The organism is Brevibacillus sp. HB2.2 (assembly GCF_013284275.1).
Taxonomy (GTDB): Bacteria; Bacillota; Bacilli; order Brevibacillales; family Brevibacillaceae; genus Brevibacillus; species Brevibacillus brevis_D.
This window is the reverse complement of the sequence record NZ_JABSUV010000017.1, coordinates 36,374-53,817: the sequence shown is the minus strand read 5'-3', so window position 1 is coordinate 53,817 and position 17,444 is coordinate 36,374. Positions and strand designations below refer to the sequence as shown.

Below are 17,444 nucleotides of genomic sequence, written 5' to 3'. Positions count from 1 at the left end.
TACCTTTCGGGTACGTTTTGAAGGTCCTTCCTGCGCGCGGGAGGACCTTTCTCATTTGACGAACCATTGGCGACCAAGTAAGCTAGAATTACGTGCTGATATTGGTGAAGGAGGATAGGCCATATGGAAGACAACCATCAATGCTGCTCGACGGATCGTTCCACTGAAAGGCCGGATAAAATCAAGTCTAATCTCATCTCCCGTCTGAATCGGGTAGAGGGACAAGTTCGCGGAATTCGTGGAATGGTAGAAAAGGATGTCTACTGCGACGACATTCTCAATCAAATTGCAGCGGTGCAGTCTGCACTGAATGCGGTTGGGAAAATGCTCCTCGAAGGACATATGAAAAGCTGTGTGATGGATCGCATTCAGCAAGGCGATCATGAAGTGATTGATGAGCTATTGAAAACGATGAACAAACTCATGAAATAACGGGTGCACAAGCCGTCAAAAACGATTGCAACGGCATACGGCTTGTCGTATCATAGGTGCATATATTTATGAAAACGCTTATGAAAACCAAAAAATAGGGAAAAGTGAGGGTGCATGATGCCGGTTACTATATACGACGTAGCAAGAGAAGCGGGGGTGTCGATGGCGACAGTTTCCCGTGTAGTCAACGGGAATCCCAACGTAAAGCCTTTGACCCGAAAAAAGGTATTGGCTGCGATTGAGCGCTTGGGATATCGACCAAATGCGGTTGCTCGTGGACTCGCCAGCAAAAAAACGACAACAGTTGGTGTCATCATCCCGGATATCTCCAGTTTGTTTTTCTCCGAATTAGCGCGGGGGATTGAAGATATCGCTACCATGTACAAATACAATATCATTCTGTGTAACTCTGACCAACGGATGGAAAAGGAATTGCAGCTCATTAATACTTTGCTCGAAAAGCAAGTGGACGGGCTTCTGTTCCTGGGGGCAGAAATCAAAGAAGATCATTTGCAGGCATTAACAAGCACGTCTGTACCGACTGTACTCGCTGCGACTCGCGATGCGGACAACGTACTCCCGTCGGTAAGCATTGACCATTTCCAAGCTGCATATGATGCAACAGAGGCATTGGTTGCACGCGGGCACAAGCGCATTGCGATGATCGCGGGTCCTGCAAACGATCCATTGGCAGGGTTGATGCGCTATGAAGGCTATAAAAAGGCGTTGAAGGATGCGGGTATCGAGCTGGATGAAGAGCTGATTGCCACAGGCAACTACTTTTATGAATCGGGCTTGTCCACTACAAAAGGGTTTCTTGCCCTTAAAAATCCGCCGACGGCGATTTTCGCTGCGAATGATGAGATGGCTATTGGCGCGATCCACGCCATTCAAGACTCTGGCTTGAACGTGCCAGGTGACATCGAAGTAATTGGTCACGATAATATTCGTCTGGTTGAAATGGTGCGTCCGCGACTGACTTCTGTCGTACAGCCCATGTATGATATTGGTGCGGTGGCGATGCGCCTGTTGACCAAGTACATGAATAACGAGAATGTCGAAGAACATGTCGTGCTGCTGCCGCATCGAATTGAGTATCGGGAGAGCACAAAACCCGAGCAAGCTTGATCGAAACGGAACGTTGGCAATTGACAGCAAGAGGGGGATGGGAAATGCGTTACGGAATTATCGGCGCGATGGATGAAGAAATCGCGCTTTACTTGGAAGCGATGCAAGAGACGACTACTGCCACCAAAGCAGGCATTACCTATTACACAGGTAAAATGGAAGGCAAGGATGTCGTGCTGTGCAAATCAGGTGTCGGCAAGGTGAATGCTGCCGTGACGACGCAAATCCTCATTGATTCCTTCCAAGTGGAACGTGTCATTTTCACAGGTGTGGCAGGAGCCGTTCACCCTGAATTAAATATTGGTGACATTGTGGTTTCGACGGATTGCATCCAACATGATATCGATGTGACACCACTTGGCTTTGAGCCAGGGCAGATTCCGTTTACAGAGCAATGGACCTGGCAGGCGGATGCTGAGCTGATGCAGCAAGCGATCGATGCGGGCAAGGAGCTGGAAGCGGGAGTTCAAGTAGTGAGCGGTCGTATCCTGTCTGGTGACCAGTTTGTTGCCAGTCGGGAAAAGGTTCAATGGCTATATGAGCAATTTGCAGCACACTGCACCGAAATGGAAGGGGCATCTGTAGGACAAGTATGTGCGATGAATGGCGTGCCGTTTGTCGTAGTTCGCTCGATGTCGGATAAAGCAGACGGCTCCGCGCATGTAAACTTCGTGGAATTTACCAAGCTGGCTTCCCAACGCTCCTACGCCATTGTCCGTAACATGCTGACAGCACCACAAGCAGCGACAGCTGCGGGAGTGATTGTCTACTCGACGAAAAACTGTGTGGATTGTGACATGGTTAAGAATTGGCTGACAGCAAAAGGTGTTTCCTTTGAAGTGCGCGATGTCATGACGAGTCGTGCCTATCAAGAGGAAGTAGAGCGCTTTGGCTTCATGGGTGTGCCTGTAACAGTCGTAGGAGACAAAGCGGTAAAAGGCTTTGCACCGTCTGAGCTGGAAGAGCTAGTGAAATAAGAGTTTGGAATAGAAAAAGCGTGCTGACCAGTACCCAAAGGTACGAGGGCAGCACGCTTTTTTTCGGTAGAGGTTTTCTTACTTCTCTGATCCAGTAGGTGCGTGCAGCATCGCACGTTCTAACGTAAGCCGATTTTTTTCCGTGATCTCTGCTCGTCGTGGGATTGTTGGGAATGGTTCGTCAAAAAGCCGTGGTGGCAAGGGTAAATCTGTCTCAGGTTGCCAGCGCTTGAGCCAGGCTTCGGGAAGAGAACCGTCCGTAAGAGGCTGGTCGCTCATCTCACTCCATACCAGTGTCCACGCCCGCGGCACCACCCGCCAAATATCGTAACCCCCGCCGCCTACTGCAATCCAGCGACCGTCACAATATTCATGAGCGAGACGGTGAGCAAGACGAGGAATCGCTTGATAAATTTTCATCGAGCAAGACAAATGGGTGAGGGGATCGTACGCATGAGCGTCACAACCATTTTGGGTCAGGATGACATCAGGCTTGAAGCCAGCCGCTAGCTTTGACACCAGCTCATCATATACTTCCAGAAAAGAATCGTCTTCTGTAAAGGCATCGAGCGGAACGTTGACAGAATAACCATAACCGCTTCCATCTCCACGCTCAGACAAATTTCCTGTTCCCGGGAATAAATACTTTCCTGTTTCGTGAATGGATACAGTTAGTACATGAGGGTCATCGTAAAACGCCCATTGTACCCCATCACCATGATGGGCATCTGTGTCGATATACAGCACGCGCGCATTCCAGTTTTTTCGCAAATAAGCGATCGCGACGGAGCAATCATTGTAGATACAAAAGCCAGAGGCACGTCCACGAAAGGCATGGTGCAGTCCGCCGGCGGGATTGAAGGCGTGTTCGGCCTGTCCACTCATAACCGCGTCCACTGCGTTTAACGTACCTCCGACGATCAGCGAGGACGCTTCATGCATGTTCGAAAAACAGGGAACGTCCTCTGTTCCTAAACCATAACTGGCAGCCTGCGGAAGCTCGTGTTCACTATGGCCCTGATCGCGAACAAATTGGATATAGCGTGGGTCATGCACCAGGGCGAGTTCTTCATCTGTTGCTGGTCGGGGTGCCAGGATATCTGCGTCTTTCAGTATTCCGTAACTGCTCATCAGATCGTGTGTGAGGAGCAGACGACGCTGGTTAAACGGATGATCATCATGAAAATAATATTGCGTGTAGTCTGGAGAGTAGATCAGACGAGCATTTCGGCTCACTGGGGTATCCCTCCTTCCGTAGGGCCGATTACGGAAAAGCCTTTTTCAAGGAGCAATTGCGTCACGATACGCGGATCAATGGTCTGTACCCGAAAAACAAGGTTCTTTTTCGCGGGCTTTTTCCCGGGAAAGACTACGACGCTCGTGACATTTACTTGTGCATCGCGAAAGACCTGACTGACTTCTGCCAGCATGCCGACACGGTCGTCTACTTCTACTTCGATATGGGAGCTAGGTTTGTTAACGCCGAACAGTTCAATCAGGCTAGAGAAAAGATCCGATTCCGTGATTAATCCTACGAGTCGATTTCCTTCGACGATGGGTAGTGAGCCGATTTTGTGCTCGTATAGTTGGAGGGCTGCGTCTTCGATGAAATCCAGTGGGTGGGCAGTGATGACTTGTTGATTCATGATATCGGCTACAGGCTTGTGCAGGACGGTGTCGTCATCGTCATGTGTCAGCAGACGAGAGGGGAGAGCGTCTCGTAGATCACGGTCTGAGACAATGCCTACGAGTGAGTCGTTTTCAATGACAGGCAAATGCCTGATTCTATTTGCACGGAGAAGAAGAAGCGCTTCTCCGATTGTAGTAGATGGCTGGATCGTAACCATTTTTTTTCGCATAATCTCTTCAATACGCATAAGAGTGACCTCCTGGAATCAAAAGGCATCCAAACTAGTAAAGAAAACGATTTTGAAACCGCATAGCATCAAAGGCAACGACTGTTTCTGGGGGTACACGCTTGCCGATTTTGGCCATGAGACAGTTGGCGGGATGCGAGCATATTTCCGGGTCGTCTGTCGCCATCCAGCTCAAGCCTGCGCTGCCCATGACCTTTTCCATGACCTTTCTGTATTGCCATACATCGAGTCCTGTTCCTTTCAGGTCCCAATGCCAATAATACTCCGTTGTAATAATGACGTAGTCTTCCATGGCGTCATCCAGGAAGGCGACTTCCAGCAGCTTTTTGCCTACGCCACCTGCTCTCACTTTATGGCTGATTTCAATCGCGCCCAGCTCCAGCAAATCGGGCAGTTGCGCTTGTGACCATCGCTCCAGAGGATCGGGGTGCAGAAAGGTTACGTAGCCGAGAACGAGGTCTCCTTCGCGTGCAATAATAATGCGCCCTTCAGGCAAATCAGCGATTTCGATGAGAGCTTCATGCTGCTGTTCAGGGATACGAAAAGCTTTCAGTCCCTCATCAAAGCGTAATGAGGCCAGATAACTTCCTGTAATCGGTCCTTCGACGAGCAGCTCCTTGTTGTTCACCATTAGGCTCAATGAATGATAGCGTTTGACGTGCTCCATCAGTTCCCCCCCTTACGATTGTAGAAAAACAGAGATGGCGTCTAACCATCTCTGTCAGTTGTCATTCCAGTTTATTCTGAGGTGTTGGCAGTTACGATGTTAGAATGTGGCGATTCTCCGTAACTGTTGACGGCTGTAATGTAATAGTTGCTGCCATTCGGTACTTCTGCTGCGTGAGTAAAGCTTGTACTAGAGACTGTACCGAGTAGCAAATAGCCGCTTGCTGAGTCTGGGCTAAAATACACGTTGTACATCTGCTCAGACGAGCTGCTTCCTTTCCACTTTAGCTGCCAACCGTTAGGCGTATTTTTGATAGACAACGATTTCGGGGCAGCAGGTAGTGAAGCAGAATCTGTGTTTGTATTCGTGCCTCCTGATCCATCTGTTGGGTCCGTCGGAGTTCCGCCTGGATCTGTTTGGCCATTCCCGTTATTGTCCATCGGATTCGGGATGCCTGTTTCCGCACCTTGATTTGGATCAGGCAATTGCCATGTCTGCGTTGAACCGACAGAAGCGATTGCGGAAGGCTGCGATTCATGGCCAGCGATATCTACAGAAGTGACATAATAGCCTAAATCCCGATGGATTGCAGTTGTATCGGCAAACGTCAATTCCGATGGATCTTTCACAGTCGCTACTTTGACAAAGCCGTTCTGCATATCAGCGCGGTAGATACGATAACCGACCAAGTCAGGCTCTTTGGCTGATTGCCAGGAAAGCGTAATTTGCTTGCCTGAGCCTGTAGCTGTTACACCACTTGGCGAAGATGGCGCTCCTCCTGCCTCTGTGCGAGGATCTTCTTTGTCAGGAAGGCGCTGCTCCCAATCTGGTGGTTGGGTGGAGACCCTACTGTTTTTCGCTTGAATTTGCTCCTTGGTAGGAAGTGGATCAGGTGAGCGGTAGAAGACGCCTTCGGTAACAAAATCCTCAGGTGTTCCTTCCTTCGCCAAATATCGTTCGCCATTATACGTAATCACGCGTGCTTTTTGGTGGGTATCGTCCACCTTCTTCGGAACGAACTTGCTGTTGAATATATCAGTGATCAAATGGCCAGCTTCTTTCGATAGCTCACTTGGCAAAAGACCTGATTTCGAGTCAACAGTCGCGCTGACAATTCCCGCCGGCTTTTTAAAGCTGGAGTCAGGAGCTGAAAGGTTCGGATGCTTTGCTATGACGTCCTTCATGACCTTACCCCATACGACCATCGGAACATATTTGTCTGCGTCTGGCATTGGATATGGCTCGTCAAAGCCAACCCATACCCCCATGGACAGCTCTGGCGTGTAACCGACGAAATAGAGGTCGTTGCTGTTGTTCGTTGTTCCGGTTTTACCTGCCACATCGACTTTGCGCGGCACGTATTTGCGGATGTGTGTACCTGTACCGTTATTGACAACGGAACGCATCATATCAGTGATCAAGTATGCTGTTTGCTCGCTGTACACTTGCACTGGTTTAGTCTCATGGCGGTAAATTACTTTTCCGGTGCTATCTTCAATTCGGTCAATCAGATAGGCATCCACGAAAGAACCATGATTTGCGAATGTCCCATAGGCGTTTGTAATTTCCTCAACAGTTGTTCCGTAGGTAAGACCGCCAATTACACCAGTTGCTGCGTAGTTGTCAGCATCTACCAATGTAGTGATTCCCATTTTCTTTACGTATTCGAGAGCCGTTGGAATGCCAACTTTCAAATACGTCTTGATCGCCGGAATGTTCCAGGACATCCGCAACGCTTCGCGGGCACTCATCATCCCTTGCCATTTGTTGTTCCAGTTCTTTGGTAAATGAGAACCGTTCTGGCCGTCAGCGAGTAGCACCGGAGCGTCATCGATTGGAGACGCTGGCTGGAGCAATCCCAGTTCAAAAGCAGGAGCATAAGCGGCAAGTGGCTTCATGGCAGAACCTGGCTGACGAGGTACAGTGGCGTGGTTTGTCTGTTCCACCGTGAAGTCCCGTCCCCCGATCATGCCGAGGATGGCTCCTGTTTTGTTGTGAATCAGCATTGCGCCGACTTCTTCCAGAGCATTTTCGATTTTTTCTGTTTTGCCGTTAGAGCGACGAATCGTATAGGTACGATTTTTACCGAAGTTTTTCGGGTCGGTTGCAACAGCCTGCATGATGTCATATACGCTCTTGTCGATCGTGGTATGTATCTTGTACCCTTTTCGCAGTATGTCGCGACGTTTCTCTTCAACCAGCTGTCGGTATTCGTTGCGGCCGATGGTTGATTTGTCACGTCCTTTTTCCAAGAGGTCTGCATCCACAAGTTGACGTGCGGCACGATCTTCAATTTCCATCATCAAGAAAGGTACTTCTCGATAAGCTTGCTGCGTCGGTTTTGCTAGCTGTGCCTTCAAATCACCGGCGATAGCTCCATCGTATTGAGTTTGTGTGATGTAGCCATTTTCCAGCATGCGATCCAGCACCATTTTTTGGCGTTCCTTCCCGCGCTGATAGCTTTCTGCACGGAATGGAGAGTAGGCACCTGGGTTTTGAATCATGCCCGCAAGATAGGAGCCCTCAGCAAGCCCGAGCTCTTTTACATCTTTGCCAAAAATCCCTTTCGCGGCAGCCTGAACGCCGTATACGTTTGATCCGTTGGCGTTTTTTCCGAAGTAAATTTCATTCATGTAGGCTTCCAGAATCTGATCTTTGGAAAACATCCGCTCGATTCGAATCGCGGTAAAGATTTCACGTGCCTTACGGGTGTGGCTAACTTCAGCAGAAAGGATTGTATTTTTTACAAGCTGCTGTGTAATTGTACTACCACCTGTTACGACAGGCTGGTTGGTAATTTCCTGAATGGCTCCGCGCATGGTAGATTGAAGCGAAACTCCGGAGTGGTGATAGTAGGTTTTGTCTTCCGTTGCGATGATGGCATTAATTAAATAGGGAGAAACGTCTGCTTTCTTCACTAAACGTCGATCGCCTTCTTCGGCCCGCAATTGGCCGATCAGAGAGCCGTCGTTGTAGTAGGCGAATCCAGTCAGATAGTTGGTGAAGATTTTATTCTCCAGTTCCTCCTTGCTGCGCACAGGCTCGTCCTTCACGAGTGCGGCAACATAACCTGTCACGATTCCTCCCGCGACTGCAGCACCCATTAGCCCTAGCACGAAGACGATTTGGAAGATGATCCAGAACGTTCTACTGCGGCTTCTGCGTCGCTTTTTCTTCGTCGGTTCAGAGGAAGATGTGTGGTTATTCGACATAATCTACGACCCCCTAGCATACCCCCTGATTATACCATAGGAGGAACCTAGAGGATAGAAAATGCGTAGGAGATAGCAAAATGTGTCAAAAATCGTTGAATGCTGTCAACGCCATGTGATGGATTGCGTTTCACAGGCATTGTTAAGCTTACAGAGTGGGATCAGACAATAGATTTCAGAGGAGGAGACAAAGGAACATAGACGAGCCGATTCATCTCGAAGGCTGTATTTTCGCAAAAGAGGTCAGCGCTCCTTTCATGCTCATGTCGTCTCTTATGAGGGAGCTTTGTGGAATGACAATCTCATCCTGCGAAATTATTTGCGGGCACATAAAGAAGAGGCCTTTCGTTACGGGGAGTTCAAGAAGCAGATTCTGCAAAAAGGGGCACAAACCCTGTTGGACTATTCCAATCAGAAAAATGAATTCGTCCGAGAGGTGTTGGCGCGGGCGAAAGCGTGGCATAAAGCAAATACATAAAAAAAGAGCAGGCCGACAAGCGGCACTACTCTTTTTCTTTTTATCCTCAGACGATTAACGGCTGTAGAACTCAACGATCAGAACTTCGTTGATTTCAGCAGGCATTTCTTCACGGTCTGGCAGACGAGTGAAGGTACCTTCAGCAGCAGCATCGTTGAATGTAACGTAGTTCGGCAGGAAAGTGCGACCTTCCAGAGCGTCCTTGATCAGTTGCAGACCACGGGACTTTTCACGAATGGAGATTACATCACCCGGTTGTACGCGGTAGGATGGGATGTTTACTTTTTTGCCGTTTACCAGGAAGTGACCATGGTTTACCAACTGACGAGCAGCTGGGCGAGTTGGAGCAAAGCCCATGCGGTATACCAGGTTGTCCAAACGGGATTCCAGCAATTTCATGAAGTTTTCGCCCACTACGCCAGCCATTTTGCTAGCATTGTCGAAAGTGCGGCGGAATTGTTTTTCGTTAAGGCCAAACATGTGGCGCAGTTTTTGCTTTTCTTGCAACTGGATTCCGTACTCGCTCAGTTTACGACGGTTGTTGTGACCGTGTTGACCTGGAGGGAAGTTGCGTTTGATGTCTTTTCCTGTACCATCGAGGGAAATACCCAGACGGCGAGCCAGTTTGTGGCGAGGTCCTGTGTAACGTGACATGTTTTCATTCTCCTTTAATATGGATTCGCAGGTGTTTACTTCCGGCAGGTTAGTTCCTACTTTATCTACACGAACTTCGGACGGTAGCGTTTCCGCATCGTGCTCCTCACAGATGATCAGCCGCAGTCTGTAAAGGGAGGGAACTAAGAGGGTACATCCTTCCGTTTTTACCTACAATCAATGCTACCCTGTACACATACATTCAATAATACTAGGCGCGATGTAGTAAAGTCAAGGGAAAAGAAGCACGCCATCCGCCGCAAGAAGTGGCATGGATGGCGCTTTTTGGGTGTTATTTTCGCAACAAAGTAGCCGGTCCGTCTTGCGTATCCCGTTTTTCGAGGAAACGGGTAAAGGTAATGGCTGCATCGGCACGAGGGACGATGCTTTGCGGCTGGAATTTCTGCTTATCGGTCGGCACAATACCGAGAGTAGTCGCGATCACGATCGAACCGCGGTACTTGGAATTGGCAATGTCTGAGAGCTCGGACTGGAACATGCCAGGGAAGTCCGTCAGTTTTTTGTAACCGAGTGCACGAACAATCATATCAGCGAGCTCTTCCCGTGTAATCGTCTCATTTGGGTTCAGCTTGGAAGCATTTTTATCGAGAAGTCCGCGATCAACAGCACCTTCTACGGCTGAGAAGAAGCGCGAACCATTTGCCACATCGCTGTAGGTGGCCTTTCGTTCCAGAGAGTACTGTGGATAGTGTCTGCCTTGGTTGAGACTGATCATGAGCATCTCAATCATTTCACCACGTGTGATCGGTTTTTGCGGCATAATATTACCGTTTTCAAGCGTTAGTGCATCGTATTCATACATCAGCGAGAGTTCCTTCTCTGCTGGATGCCCCTTCAAATCGGCAGGAGCGGGACGATGTAGCACAAGCGTTTTGCCAGTCGAGCTGGAGCTCCACTCGCCTGTTACAGCGTCTAGATAATACGGCTGCTCAAATGGCGTAATGGTCGCCCGATAAACGATCTTGGCGGTTCGTTTCGGTGTGTAGGATGGCTGCTCTTTTACGCGTTTGGCATCCTCAGGAGTAAGAGGGACGAGGGCGTATACTGCCTCCGCTTTTGTCTCGGTCCACCACTTCTCGCTCGCTTCGGCAGCAGGCAGGTGCTTGGGAACTTGTGTCGGGTATGTTTCGCTGCCCAATTCAGTACTGTAACTCATTAGCTCGCCCGTTTCTGTGTCAAACGTGAAGAAGGCAGAGCCGCTAGCTGCTGCTATTCCATTGATAAAACGCTCAAATCGGATCTGCGTCCGCTCGGAATCAACGGGTTGGTATTTGACTTCCTCTTCAAAACGCTCTGTCCAGTAAAGCTGGTGGGCCATGGTTGGCGCCAATTCCCGTATCGTTTCCATCGCTTTTGCCTTGAATTTTTCCATGTCTGGTTTTTTAGAAGCGGTTGTTTTTTCTTTATGGTTGCGGAAGTCCTTGTTCAACCGGTAGATGTCCCCAGTTACAGCATCCACAGAAACGTACGCAAACCCTTCTTCGCTGTTGCCTTTTTCGCCGAATTCGAGATCCCAGACAGGACGATTGCCACGGTTGTCTTTTTCATTGTAATTGGCAGAACGAAGCTCGTAGTTGGACAGCTTCAACGCTTTCAATGCCCATTGTACAGCCTCCTCTTGGGAGAGCGGTTGTCCGCTGCGGCGTGCAGGAAGGACTTTGCTGGTTACAGGCTCAGGATCCTTCGCTGGTTGAAACTGGGTCAACGATTGTGTCAATGCTTTGCCAGTCTCCGCATCAATGTAGAAAGGGAAGGGATTTATATACCCGAGAGATGGCTTGTTATTTTGTGTCTCCATCTGCTCCCACGGCAGCAGGTAAACTGGTTTTGGATTCGCTTGTTCTTTAAAAAGCTTCTCGGCTTCCTCTTCTGAGATTTGTGTATCCGTATCCGCGAAGGTCACGTCGTTCCAGGACAGAGAATAGTTGATCACTTTGCCGGAAGCATCTACGGTGATATCCGCGCCGTTGTCGGGAAAGAGAATGCCGTCCACATCACGAACAAAGCGGAAATTATAGTAAACTTCCGAGTTCAGCGGAGTTTTTGGTTCTGGCATATCGCGTGTATACAGTCTTGTTTCCGCTGCTTTTCCTGCATTGTTTTTCTCGAAAAAGTGCTTCGCCTGCTCTTGCGCCTCCGTATAGGAAATTCGCTTTGCATAGGGAAGCGAGGATGCTTCCTGCTCTTGACGTGAGTAGGAAGTCAGCTCGCCTGTATTAGCGTGGATACTGACGCTATAGGATAGAAGGACTCTGCCGTTTTCTGGATCCTTCTTCACCCAACTAAACGACCATTCAGGAAATGAGCGCCAGCTATCTGCTGAACGAAATGACACATTTTGCACCGTCATCCCAGCGGTAGGCACAATTTTTGTAGCGAGTGCCAAGGCCGCTTCCTTGGAGAGCTTTGCTTTGGCTTGTGCCACAGAGTCTGCTTGTGCCACAGAAGTCGCCATTTTACTGGTACTCACATGAGGTGATTGTGCATGCGCTTGTGCGACAGGCAGCAACAGACTGGCAGATAGAACAAATGAGCTAGATCGAATGATCCACGGTTTCATAGGAACCCCTCCAACGATGTCATATTCTTCTTATCACCTCTGACGAGGGGAATTGAAAGTTCGTTTCAGTTCAAACCCACGAAAAAAAGTCCTGGGTATTTGCAGAAAGAAATGAAATATAGGAATTTTGTACCAAATGTTTTTTTATCAATCTAGAATTGTGAACAGGCATCTTATATAATAAGAAATACTATCCAAAGAATACAGAACGGTAAGGAGATAAATCGTTTTGGAAACCATCATGTATCTCATTCGTCATGGAGAGACGGAGTGGAATCAGATTCGTCGTATACAAGGCCACAGTGACATCGCGTTAAACGAGCTCGGGGTACGTCAAGCCGAGCAAGTAGCAGACAGGTTGCGAGGCGAGAAGATTCACGCTTTTTATTCGAGTGATCTTAGTCGCGCGCGTGATACGGCTGCCAAGATTGCTGGTAACTTCCAATCCTCTGTTTCTACGCGGACAACCTTGCGGGAGCGCTGCTATGGGGAGTGGGAGGGGCTCACCTATGAAGAAATACGTGAGCGATTTGAGAATCAGGATGAAGCCTCCTGTGGAATAGAGACATTCGAAGACATGCAGCGTCGAGCTGTTGCTGCCATGACAGAAATAGCAGGGAGCCATCCGGGTGAGGCGATTGTCGTTGTCTCGCATGGCGGTCTCATTAATAGCTTCTTGCATTATGTGACGGTAGGAGAACAAGGAACAGGGATTACACGTATCGATAATACCGGTATTACCATATTTCGGTATGTAGATCGCAGGTGGGAACTTCTATCCGTTAATGATACAGACCATTTGAAAGCTTGAGAAAATGCTGAGAGAGGGAGTTTCTCGTGTCAAGTAAAATGTTGGGGAAGTTAGAGACAGTCTTTTCCTACACGGCCCATTTTATCTTACAATCTTGGCCGGAAAAGCGCCCAGGCATCCTTTTCTTGACAGATTCCGGGGGCCGTGTAATCAACTTCATGGAAATGCAGGTTGGTCCATCTCAGAATTCTCAAGGGCTTACCCTGCAACACGATGTATCGATTGGCAAAGTCTTTGATTTTATTGTAGAGGCACTTTCCTCCAAAGAGATCGTAGTCAAAACGAGCAGTGAAACGAACAACGTGTGTGGAGCCTTTCCTTTGTGTGAAGAAGATGGAAGGGTTCGAGCTGTCATAGGCATGTTAGTGCCCCAAGACCAAATTCATTTCGAATTGTCATCTTACATGCGCGGGTTAGAGCCGTTAATTCGCATGGGATATGATGCTTATATTCAACACGTAACAAGCCAGATTGTCATGGATTTGACGCTGCACGATACGACCAAAGAGCTGCTGCAAAGCTTGACGAGTCAGATCAGTGACATTATCCAAAAAGGCTATTGTTCCGCCGTGAAGCTCGCGGACGACGCCACGTTGATTCCGCAGGAGAGCGTAACAACGCAGGAGGTCGAAGGTGGACAAACCCACATTGCCCAACTGGTTTCGAGATTCGGTACGACGCAAATCATGCCATCCATTTTGGATGACCACAGGCTTGTCGTCGTTCCTGTCTCCTTGAATCAAACTCCGCTCTACGCACTGTTTTTGCATCTGCCACCCGAAGAGACAGATTGCGTGTACGACGAACGGGATGTGGCTTTTTTGCAGGAAATAGGCGCGAAGGCAAGCTGTGCGCTTTGGCGTTCGATCATGTCGGACGACCTGCGTCGTGAAGCGAGCAAAAAAGACTTATTGTATCAGTTGATGTCAAAAATTCAGGCATCGATTGATGTAAATGATGTTTTGCATGAAATCGTGACGAGCATTCCCAGCCTTTATCCGTACTTGTCGGCAGAGCTTTTCCTGACGGTTGAACCCAATGCAACCACCCCGGTCAAACAGCTTTCTTTTCAAGAAGTAGAGCCGTCTACCAGTACCAAGGCCTATTTAGAAGGACGTCTCATTGCCGAAGAAGTGGGAGAAGGGGAGCAGCAGGTCACGGTGATCGCAGCGCCACTCTTGGGCAAGCAAGGCATCTACGGAGTTTTGCAAGTGACCTCCGATCAACGAATTACCTTGAATCAGCATGAAAAGGACTACATCTCGATCTTGGCTGATACGGCTGGCACTGCGTTTGAAAACGCACAGCTCTATCAGCAATCGCGCAATTTAATTCGAGAATTGCGTTTGATTAATGAGATGGCACGCCAGTTGAACAGAAGTCTTGATTTAAAGGAAATTCTCGATTTTGTTACGACGATGATGCGGGCTACCTTTGATGCGGAGTTTTGTGCCATTTTGCGAAAAACGCCGGGAGAAGATTGCTTCGATGTGCTCTCTTCCTCCATACCAGCGTTCAACGGCAAGGTTATCGATTCGAAAGAAAAGCCATTTCAGCAAATCTTGCAAAACAAGCAGGCATTGTTGCTGGCTCAGCCAGGGGCAGGACCGCTCCCTTTTTCGCTCTTTTCGTGCTGTTCCTTCATGGGGGTTCCGCTCGTTGTCGAGGGTGAGATTAGTGGAGTCCTGTTAGTCGCAGATTCCCGTTATCATTTTTTTAGTTTTGACGACTACAAACTCCTCGAAATATTTGGCCAGCATGCGAGCTTGGCAATGACCAACGCCGTCCTGCATAATGAAATGGAACGAATGGTCATTACGGATAATTTGACAGGCCTGTACACGAGAAGACATTTGAATGAACGAGTAAGAGGATCCTTACAAAAAGACAACTATGGCTCGTTGATCTTGATTGATATTGATTATTTTAAAACCGTGAATGATACATTTGGCCATCAGGTAGGGGACGAGGTGCTGATTCAGGTCTCCAATCTGATTCGACATAGCATTCGAGACAGCGATATCGCAGCAAGATGGGGCGGAGAGGAACTCGCTGTTTATTTGCCTCGTGTGGACAAAAACACCGCGCATTCTGTAGCAGAGCGCATACGGGAATGCGTCGAGCAGGAGACGTCTCCACAGGTCACGATCTCGTGTGGACTAGCGAAATGGAGCAGGGAGATGGATGTAAACTTGAGTGTAGAAGCGCTGTTCCATCAAGCAGATATCGCTCTGTATGAGGCCAAAAATTCTGGTAGGAATCAAGTTGTTCTCGCCTAGAGCCAAAACAATGGCTCTTTTCTCTTTTCGGAAAAAAAGGCAATTAACTTGAGAGGTAGATAAAAAATGACAACGAACGATGGCAAGCAAAGGATCGCGACGCTGGTAGCGCCTGATATTTATTGTCTGGAGATACCCACACCTTTTGATGTAGGGGCAGTAAACGTCTACTTGCTAAAAGGGGAGCGTTTGACCTTAGTTGATGTGGGGCCATCGACAGATGATGCGTGGGCGGCCTTAACAAACGGCTTAGAATCAATTGGGGTAAGCGTGGAGGATATCGAGCAAGTCATACTGACGCATCATCATGTGGATCATTGCGGGCAGTTAGAAAAAGTACGCGAATTATCGGGAGCGAAGACATTTGCCCATCCGCAGGCAACGCCTTATGTACAGCAGGATGAGCAGTTTATGACTTTTCATGATCAGTTTTTCGAAGAGCTGTACATCCAGAGCGGTGTACCAGAAAAAAAGATGGTCATTATCTCGAAATTCCACAAGCTGATGAAGACGTTTTCTGCGCCAAGCCAGATTGACTTTCATCTCAAGCATGAGCAAAAGGTACCATACTTGGAGGACTGGCAGGTACTGTACACGCCGGGACACAGCCAAAGCCATCTGTCGTTGTATCGGGCAAAGGATCAAGTCATGATTGGTGGAGACCATATCATCAAGCGAATTTCATCCAATGCGTTTATTGAGCCACCCCGGAATCGCACGAGTACAAGACCACTGACTTTGATTCAATACCGCACAGCGCTGCAAATGTGTGCGGACATGGAGATCAAACAAGTCTTGAGTGGACACGGTGAACCGGTTTACAACCATCGAGAGCTCATACTCGCTCGGTTGCAAAAGAACTGGGAGAGAACAGACACGCTCCGCAGGCTTCTTGCAGATGGCGAAAAGACAGCTTTTGAACTGAATGCTCTCTTATTTCCAGGCTTGTACCAAAAAGAATTGCCATTGACGTTATCCGAGACATTGGGGCATATTGATTTGTTAATGATTCTCCATCAGATTGAAGTGAGAGAGCAGGATCGAGTCTTGTATTACCACCTGTAAAACGTGATTATGCAAGAGAGGCTTGCAAGTAGAATAAGCCTATTCCTCCCCGGAAACGCTAAAAGGGACTATTACCCTGAGCCCCTACATGAGGCTGACCAGGGTAGCCGAGGGAGGGTAGCATCTATGCAGAAGTATTGGCCCATTTGCGTGATGGCTCTAGTGTGCACTGTTGTTGTAGGTGGCTGTAATCAAATGCGTGTGAAGCAGGATGCGAATACAACGTTTGAGCAAGTCCGGGACAAGTTCGATGCGCAGAAATCGTATGCGTTCTACGGGCAAACCAAGCTGCTGACGGCGAACAGTGCCAATGCGAACATGGTTAACTTTTCGGGCAGAAAAGACGGAGAGGCTGTTTACATGAACGTGAAGCTCTCTGTACCAGAGGAAAACAGAGTGGACGACTTATCCTTGCTCAGACATGGAGACAAGCTGTATACCAAGGATGGACAAAACGAAGGCTGGAACCATGTCGCAGGGGACAGCCCGGCCCTGCATCAAGAAATGAACAACTGGAACCCCGTCGCTTCGTTTCAGCAAATCGACGGTATGAAACGAAACGTCCGGATGTTGCCTGATGAGAATCCAAAGGACGATTTTGAAGCGCTTGGAGTTGTATTGGATTCTGCCAAACTAAAAAGCTGGCTTGTTGCTCAAATGCAAGAACAAACAAAGTCGGGAGCAAAAGTCCAATCGATAGCAGGGCGAGAGAAACCCTACATACCGAAGCTAAAGCTAGCGATGTCACTCTCAGAAGGAAATTGGAGAGGAGCGCCTGCCCATCATTCTGGACCCACGATTCAGTCCAAGAAAAAGGTGGACGTAAATGAGCTCGTGAACCAGATGGAAGTGGAGGCAGAGTACACGATTCACTACAACAAAAAAACGATGCTCCCCACGAACATGACGATGTCCATTCGATCTGCTTACGATTTGAACGATCAGCGTGTAAAAGAGCATACGCAGGTAGAAACGTATTTGCAGCAATACGGAACAGTAGCCCCCATCACAGTTCCAGAGGAAAAAAGCAAATAGGGAGTAAGAGTAATCAAGTGAGACGTTCCTCTTGCAAAACAGACAGGAGCGTCTTTTTTTTGTCAGGGAAAATTGAGTAAATGAGGTAACGTCCTCGATGCTTTTTACGTACTTCTTATGTGGAAGAAAATCTATGCGGTAGCGGTATTTTTCGATGGAATCAGCATGATGAGAAGGAATCATGGAAAACATTGTCGAACATACAACAAGACTATCTTTTTTCGTCGAATAATCTGTACAATGGGAAA

The 17,444-nt window shown here is 48.4% G+C and carries 14 protein-coding genes; 8 read left to right on the top strand and 6 right to left on the bottom strand.

From position 1 onward, the window contains the following. Nucleotides 1-123 precede the first annotated feature (123 nt). The 3 genes from HP401_RS14380 to HP401_RS14370 all read left to right on the top strand — a co-directional run bounded on the left by HP401_RS14380 (nucleotide 124) and on the right by HP401_RS14370 (nucleotide 2,537). Nucleotides 124-432, top strand: coding sequence for a metal-sensitive transcriptional regulator (locus tag HP401_RS14380; protein WP_007720961.1), 309 nt, complete (start codon nucleotides 124-126; stop codon nucleotides 430-432). Between the two features lie 117 nt (nucleotides 433-549). Then, nucleotides 550-1,560, top strand: coding sequence for a catabolite control protein A (gene ccpA / locus HP401_RS14375; RefSeq protein ID WP_015892411.1), 1,011 nt, complete (start codon nucleotides 550-552; stop codon nucleotides 1,558-1,560). Between the two features lie 44 nt (nucleotides 1,561-1,604). Further along, nucleotides 1,605-2,537: a 5'-methylthioadenosine/adenosylhomocysteine nucleosidase gene (locus HP401_RS14370; RefSeq protein ID WP_173605472.1), complete on the top strand. Its 933-nt coding sequence runs from the start codon at nucleotides 1,605-1,607 to the stop codon at nucleotides 2,535-2,537. 78 nt (nucleotides 2,538-2,615) lie between these two features. On the opposite strand, the gene HP401_RS14365 is transcribed toward HP401_RS14370, so the two are convergent. The 4 genes from HP401_RS14365 to HP401_RS14350 all read right to left on the bottom strand — a co-directional run bounded on the left by HP401_RS14365 (nucleotide 2,616) and on the right by HP401_RS14350 (nucleotide 8,293). After that, a complete protein-coding gene (locus HP401_RS14365) occupies nucleotides 2,616-3,773 on the bottom strand; it encodes an acetoin utilization protein AcuC (protein ID WP_087346531.1) in 1,158 nt (385 codons plus the stop codon). Next, complete coding sequence (locus HP401_RS14360; protein ID WP_015892408.1) at nucleotides 3,770-4,414, bottom strand: CBS and ACT domain-containing protein; 645 nt, start codon at nucleotides 4,412-4,414, stop codon at nucleotides 3,770-3,772. The genes HP401_RS14365 and HP401_RS14360 overlap by 4 nt, the downstream gene beginning before the upstream one ends. 34 nt (nucleotides 4,415-4,448) lie before the next feature. Continuing rightward, nucleotides 4,449-5,081: a hypothetical protein gene (locus HP401_RS14355; RefSeq protein WP_047071930.1), complete on the bottom strand. Its 633-nt coding sequence runs from the start codon at nucleotides 5,079-5,081 to the stop codon at nucleotides 4,449-4,451. A gap of 71 nt (nucleotides 5,082-5,152) precedes the next feature. Beyond that, entirely contained in the window at nucleotides 5,153-8,293 is a 3,141-nt protein-coding gene (locus HP401_RS14350) for a penicillin-binding protein 1A (RefSeq protein WP_173605471.1), read from the bottom strand. Nucleotides 8,294-8,465: 172 nt separating this feature from the next. On the opposite strand from HP401_RS14350, the gene HP401_RS14345 reads away from it, so the two are divergent. Next, entirely contained in the window at nucleotides 8,466-8,771 is a 306-nt protein-coding gene (locus HP401_RS14345; RefSeq protein WP_309145127.1) for a GrpB family protein, read from the top strand. 54 nt (nucleotides 8,772-8,825) lie between these two features. Here the strand turns inward: HP401_RS14345 and rpsD are convergent, their stop codons facing one another. Together rpsD and HP401_RS14335 are read right to left on the bottom strand one after the other, a co-directional pair. Continuing rightward, the gene (rpsD, locus tag HP401_RS14340) at nucleotides 8,826-9,425 is read right to left on the bottom strand and encodes a 30S ribosomal protein S4 (protein WP_015892403.1); all 600 of its coding nucleotides are present in this window, start codon (nucleotides 9,423-9,425) and stop codon (nucleotides 8,826-8,828) included. A gap of 292 nt (nucleotides 9,426-9,717) precedes the next feature. Then, on the bottom strand, nucleotides 9,718-12,006 hold the full coding sequence (locus tag HP401_RS14335; protein ID WP_173605470.1) for an S-layer homology domain-containing protein: 2,289 nt from the start codon (nucleotides 12,004-12,006) through the stop codon (nucleotides 9,718-9,720). 229 nt (nucleotides 12,007-12,235) lie between these two features. Between HP401_RS14335 and HP401_RS14330 the strand changes: the two genes are divergently transcribed. The 4 genes from HP401_RS14330 (at nucleotide 12,236) to HP401_RS14315 (ending at nucleotide 17,196) form a co-directional block, all read left to right on the top strand. Beyond that, the gene (locus tag HP401_RS14330; RefSeq protein ID WP_016742108.1) at nucleotides 12,236-12,817 is read left to right on the top strand and encodes a histidine phosphatase family protein; all 582 of its coding nucleotides are present in this window, start codon (nucleotides 12,236-12,238) and stop codon (nucleotides 12,815-12,817) included. 38 nt (nucleotides 12,818-12,855) lie between these two features. Next, nucleotides 12,856-15,096 (top strand): sensor domain-containing diguanylate cyclase, encoded by a 2,241-nt coding sequence (locus tag HP401_RS14325; RefSeq protein WP_173605512.1) that lies wholly within the window; start codon nucleotides 12,856-12,858, stop codon nucleotides 15,094-15,096. 66 nt (nucleotides 15,097-15,162) lie between these two features. Further along, a complete protein-coding gene (locus HP401_RS14320; RefSeq protein ID WP_015892399.1) occupies nucleotides 15,163-16,161 on the top strand; it encodes an MBL fold metallo-hydrolase in 999 nt (332 codons plus the stop codon). A 126-nt stretch (nucleotides 16,162-16,287) separates the two neighbouring features. Beyond that, the gene (locus HP401_RS14315) at nucleotides 16,288-17,196 is read left to right on the top strand and encodes a DUF6612 family protein (protein WP_173605469.1); all 909 of its coding nucleotides are present in this window, start codon (nucleotides 16,288-16,290) and stop codon (nucleotides 17,194-17,196) included. Nucleotides 17,197-17,444: the final 248 nt, after the last annotated feature.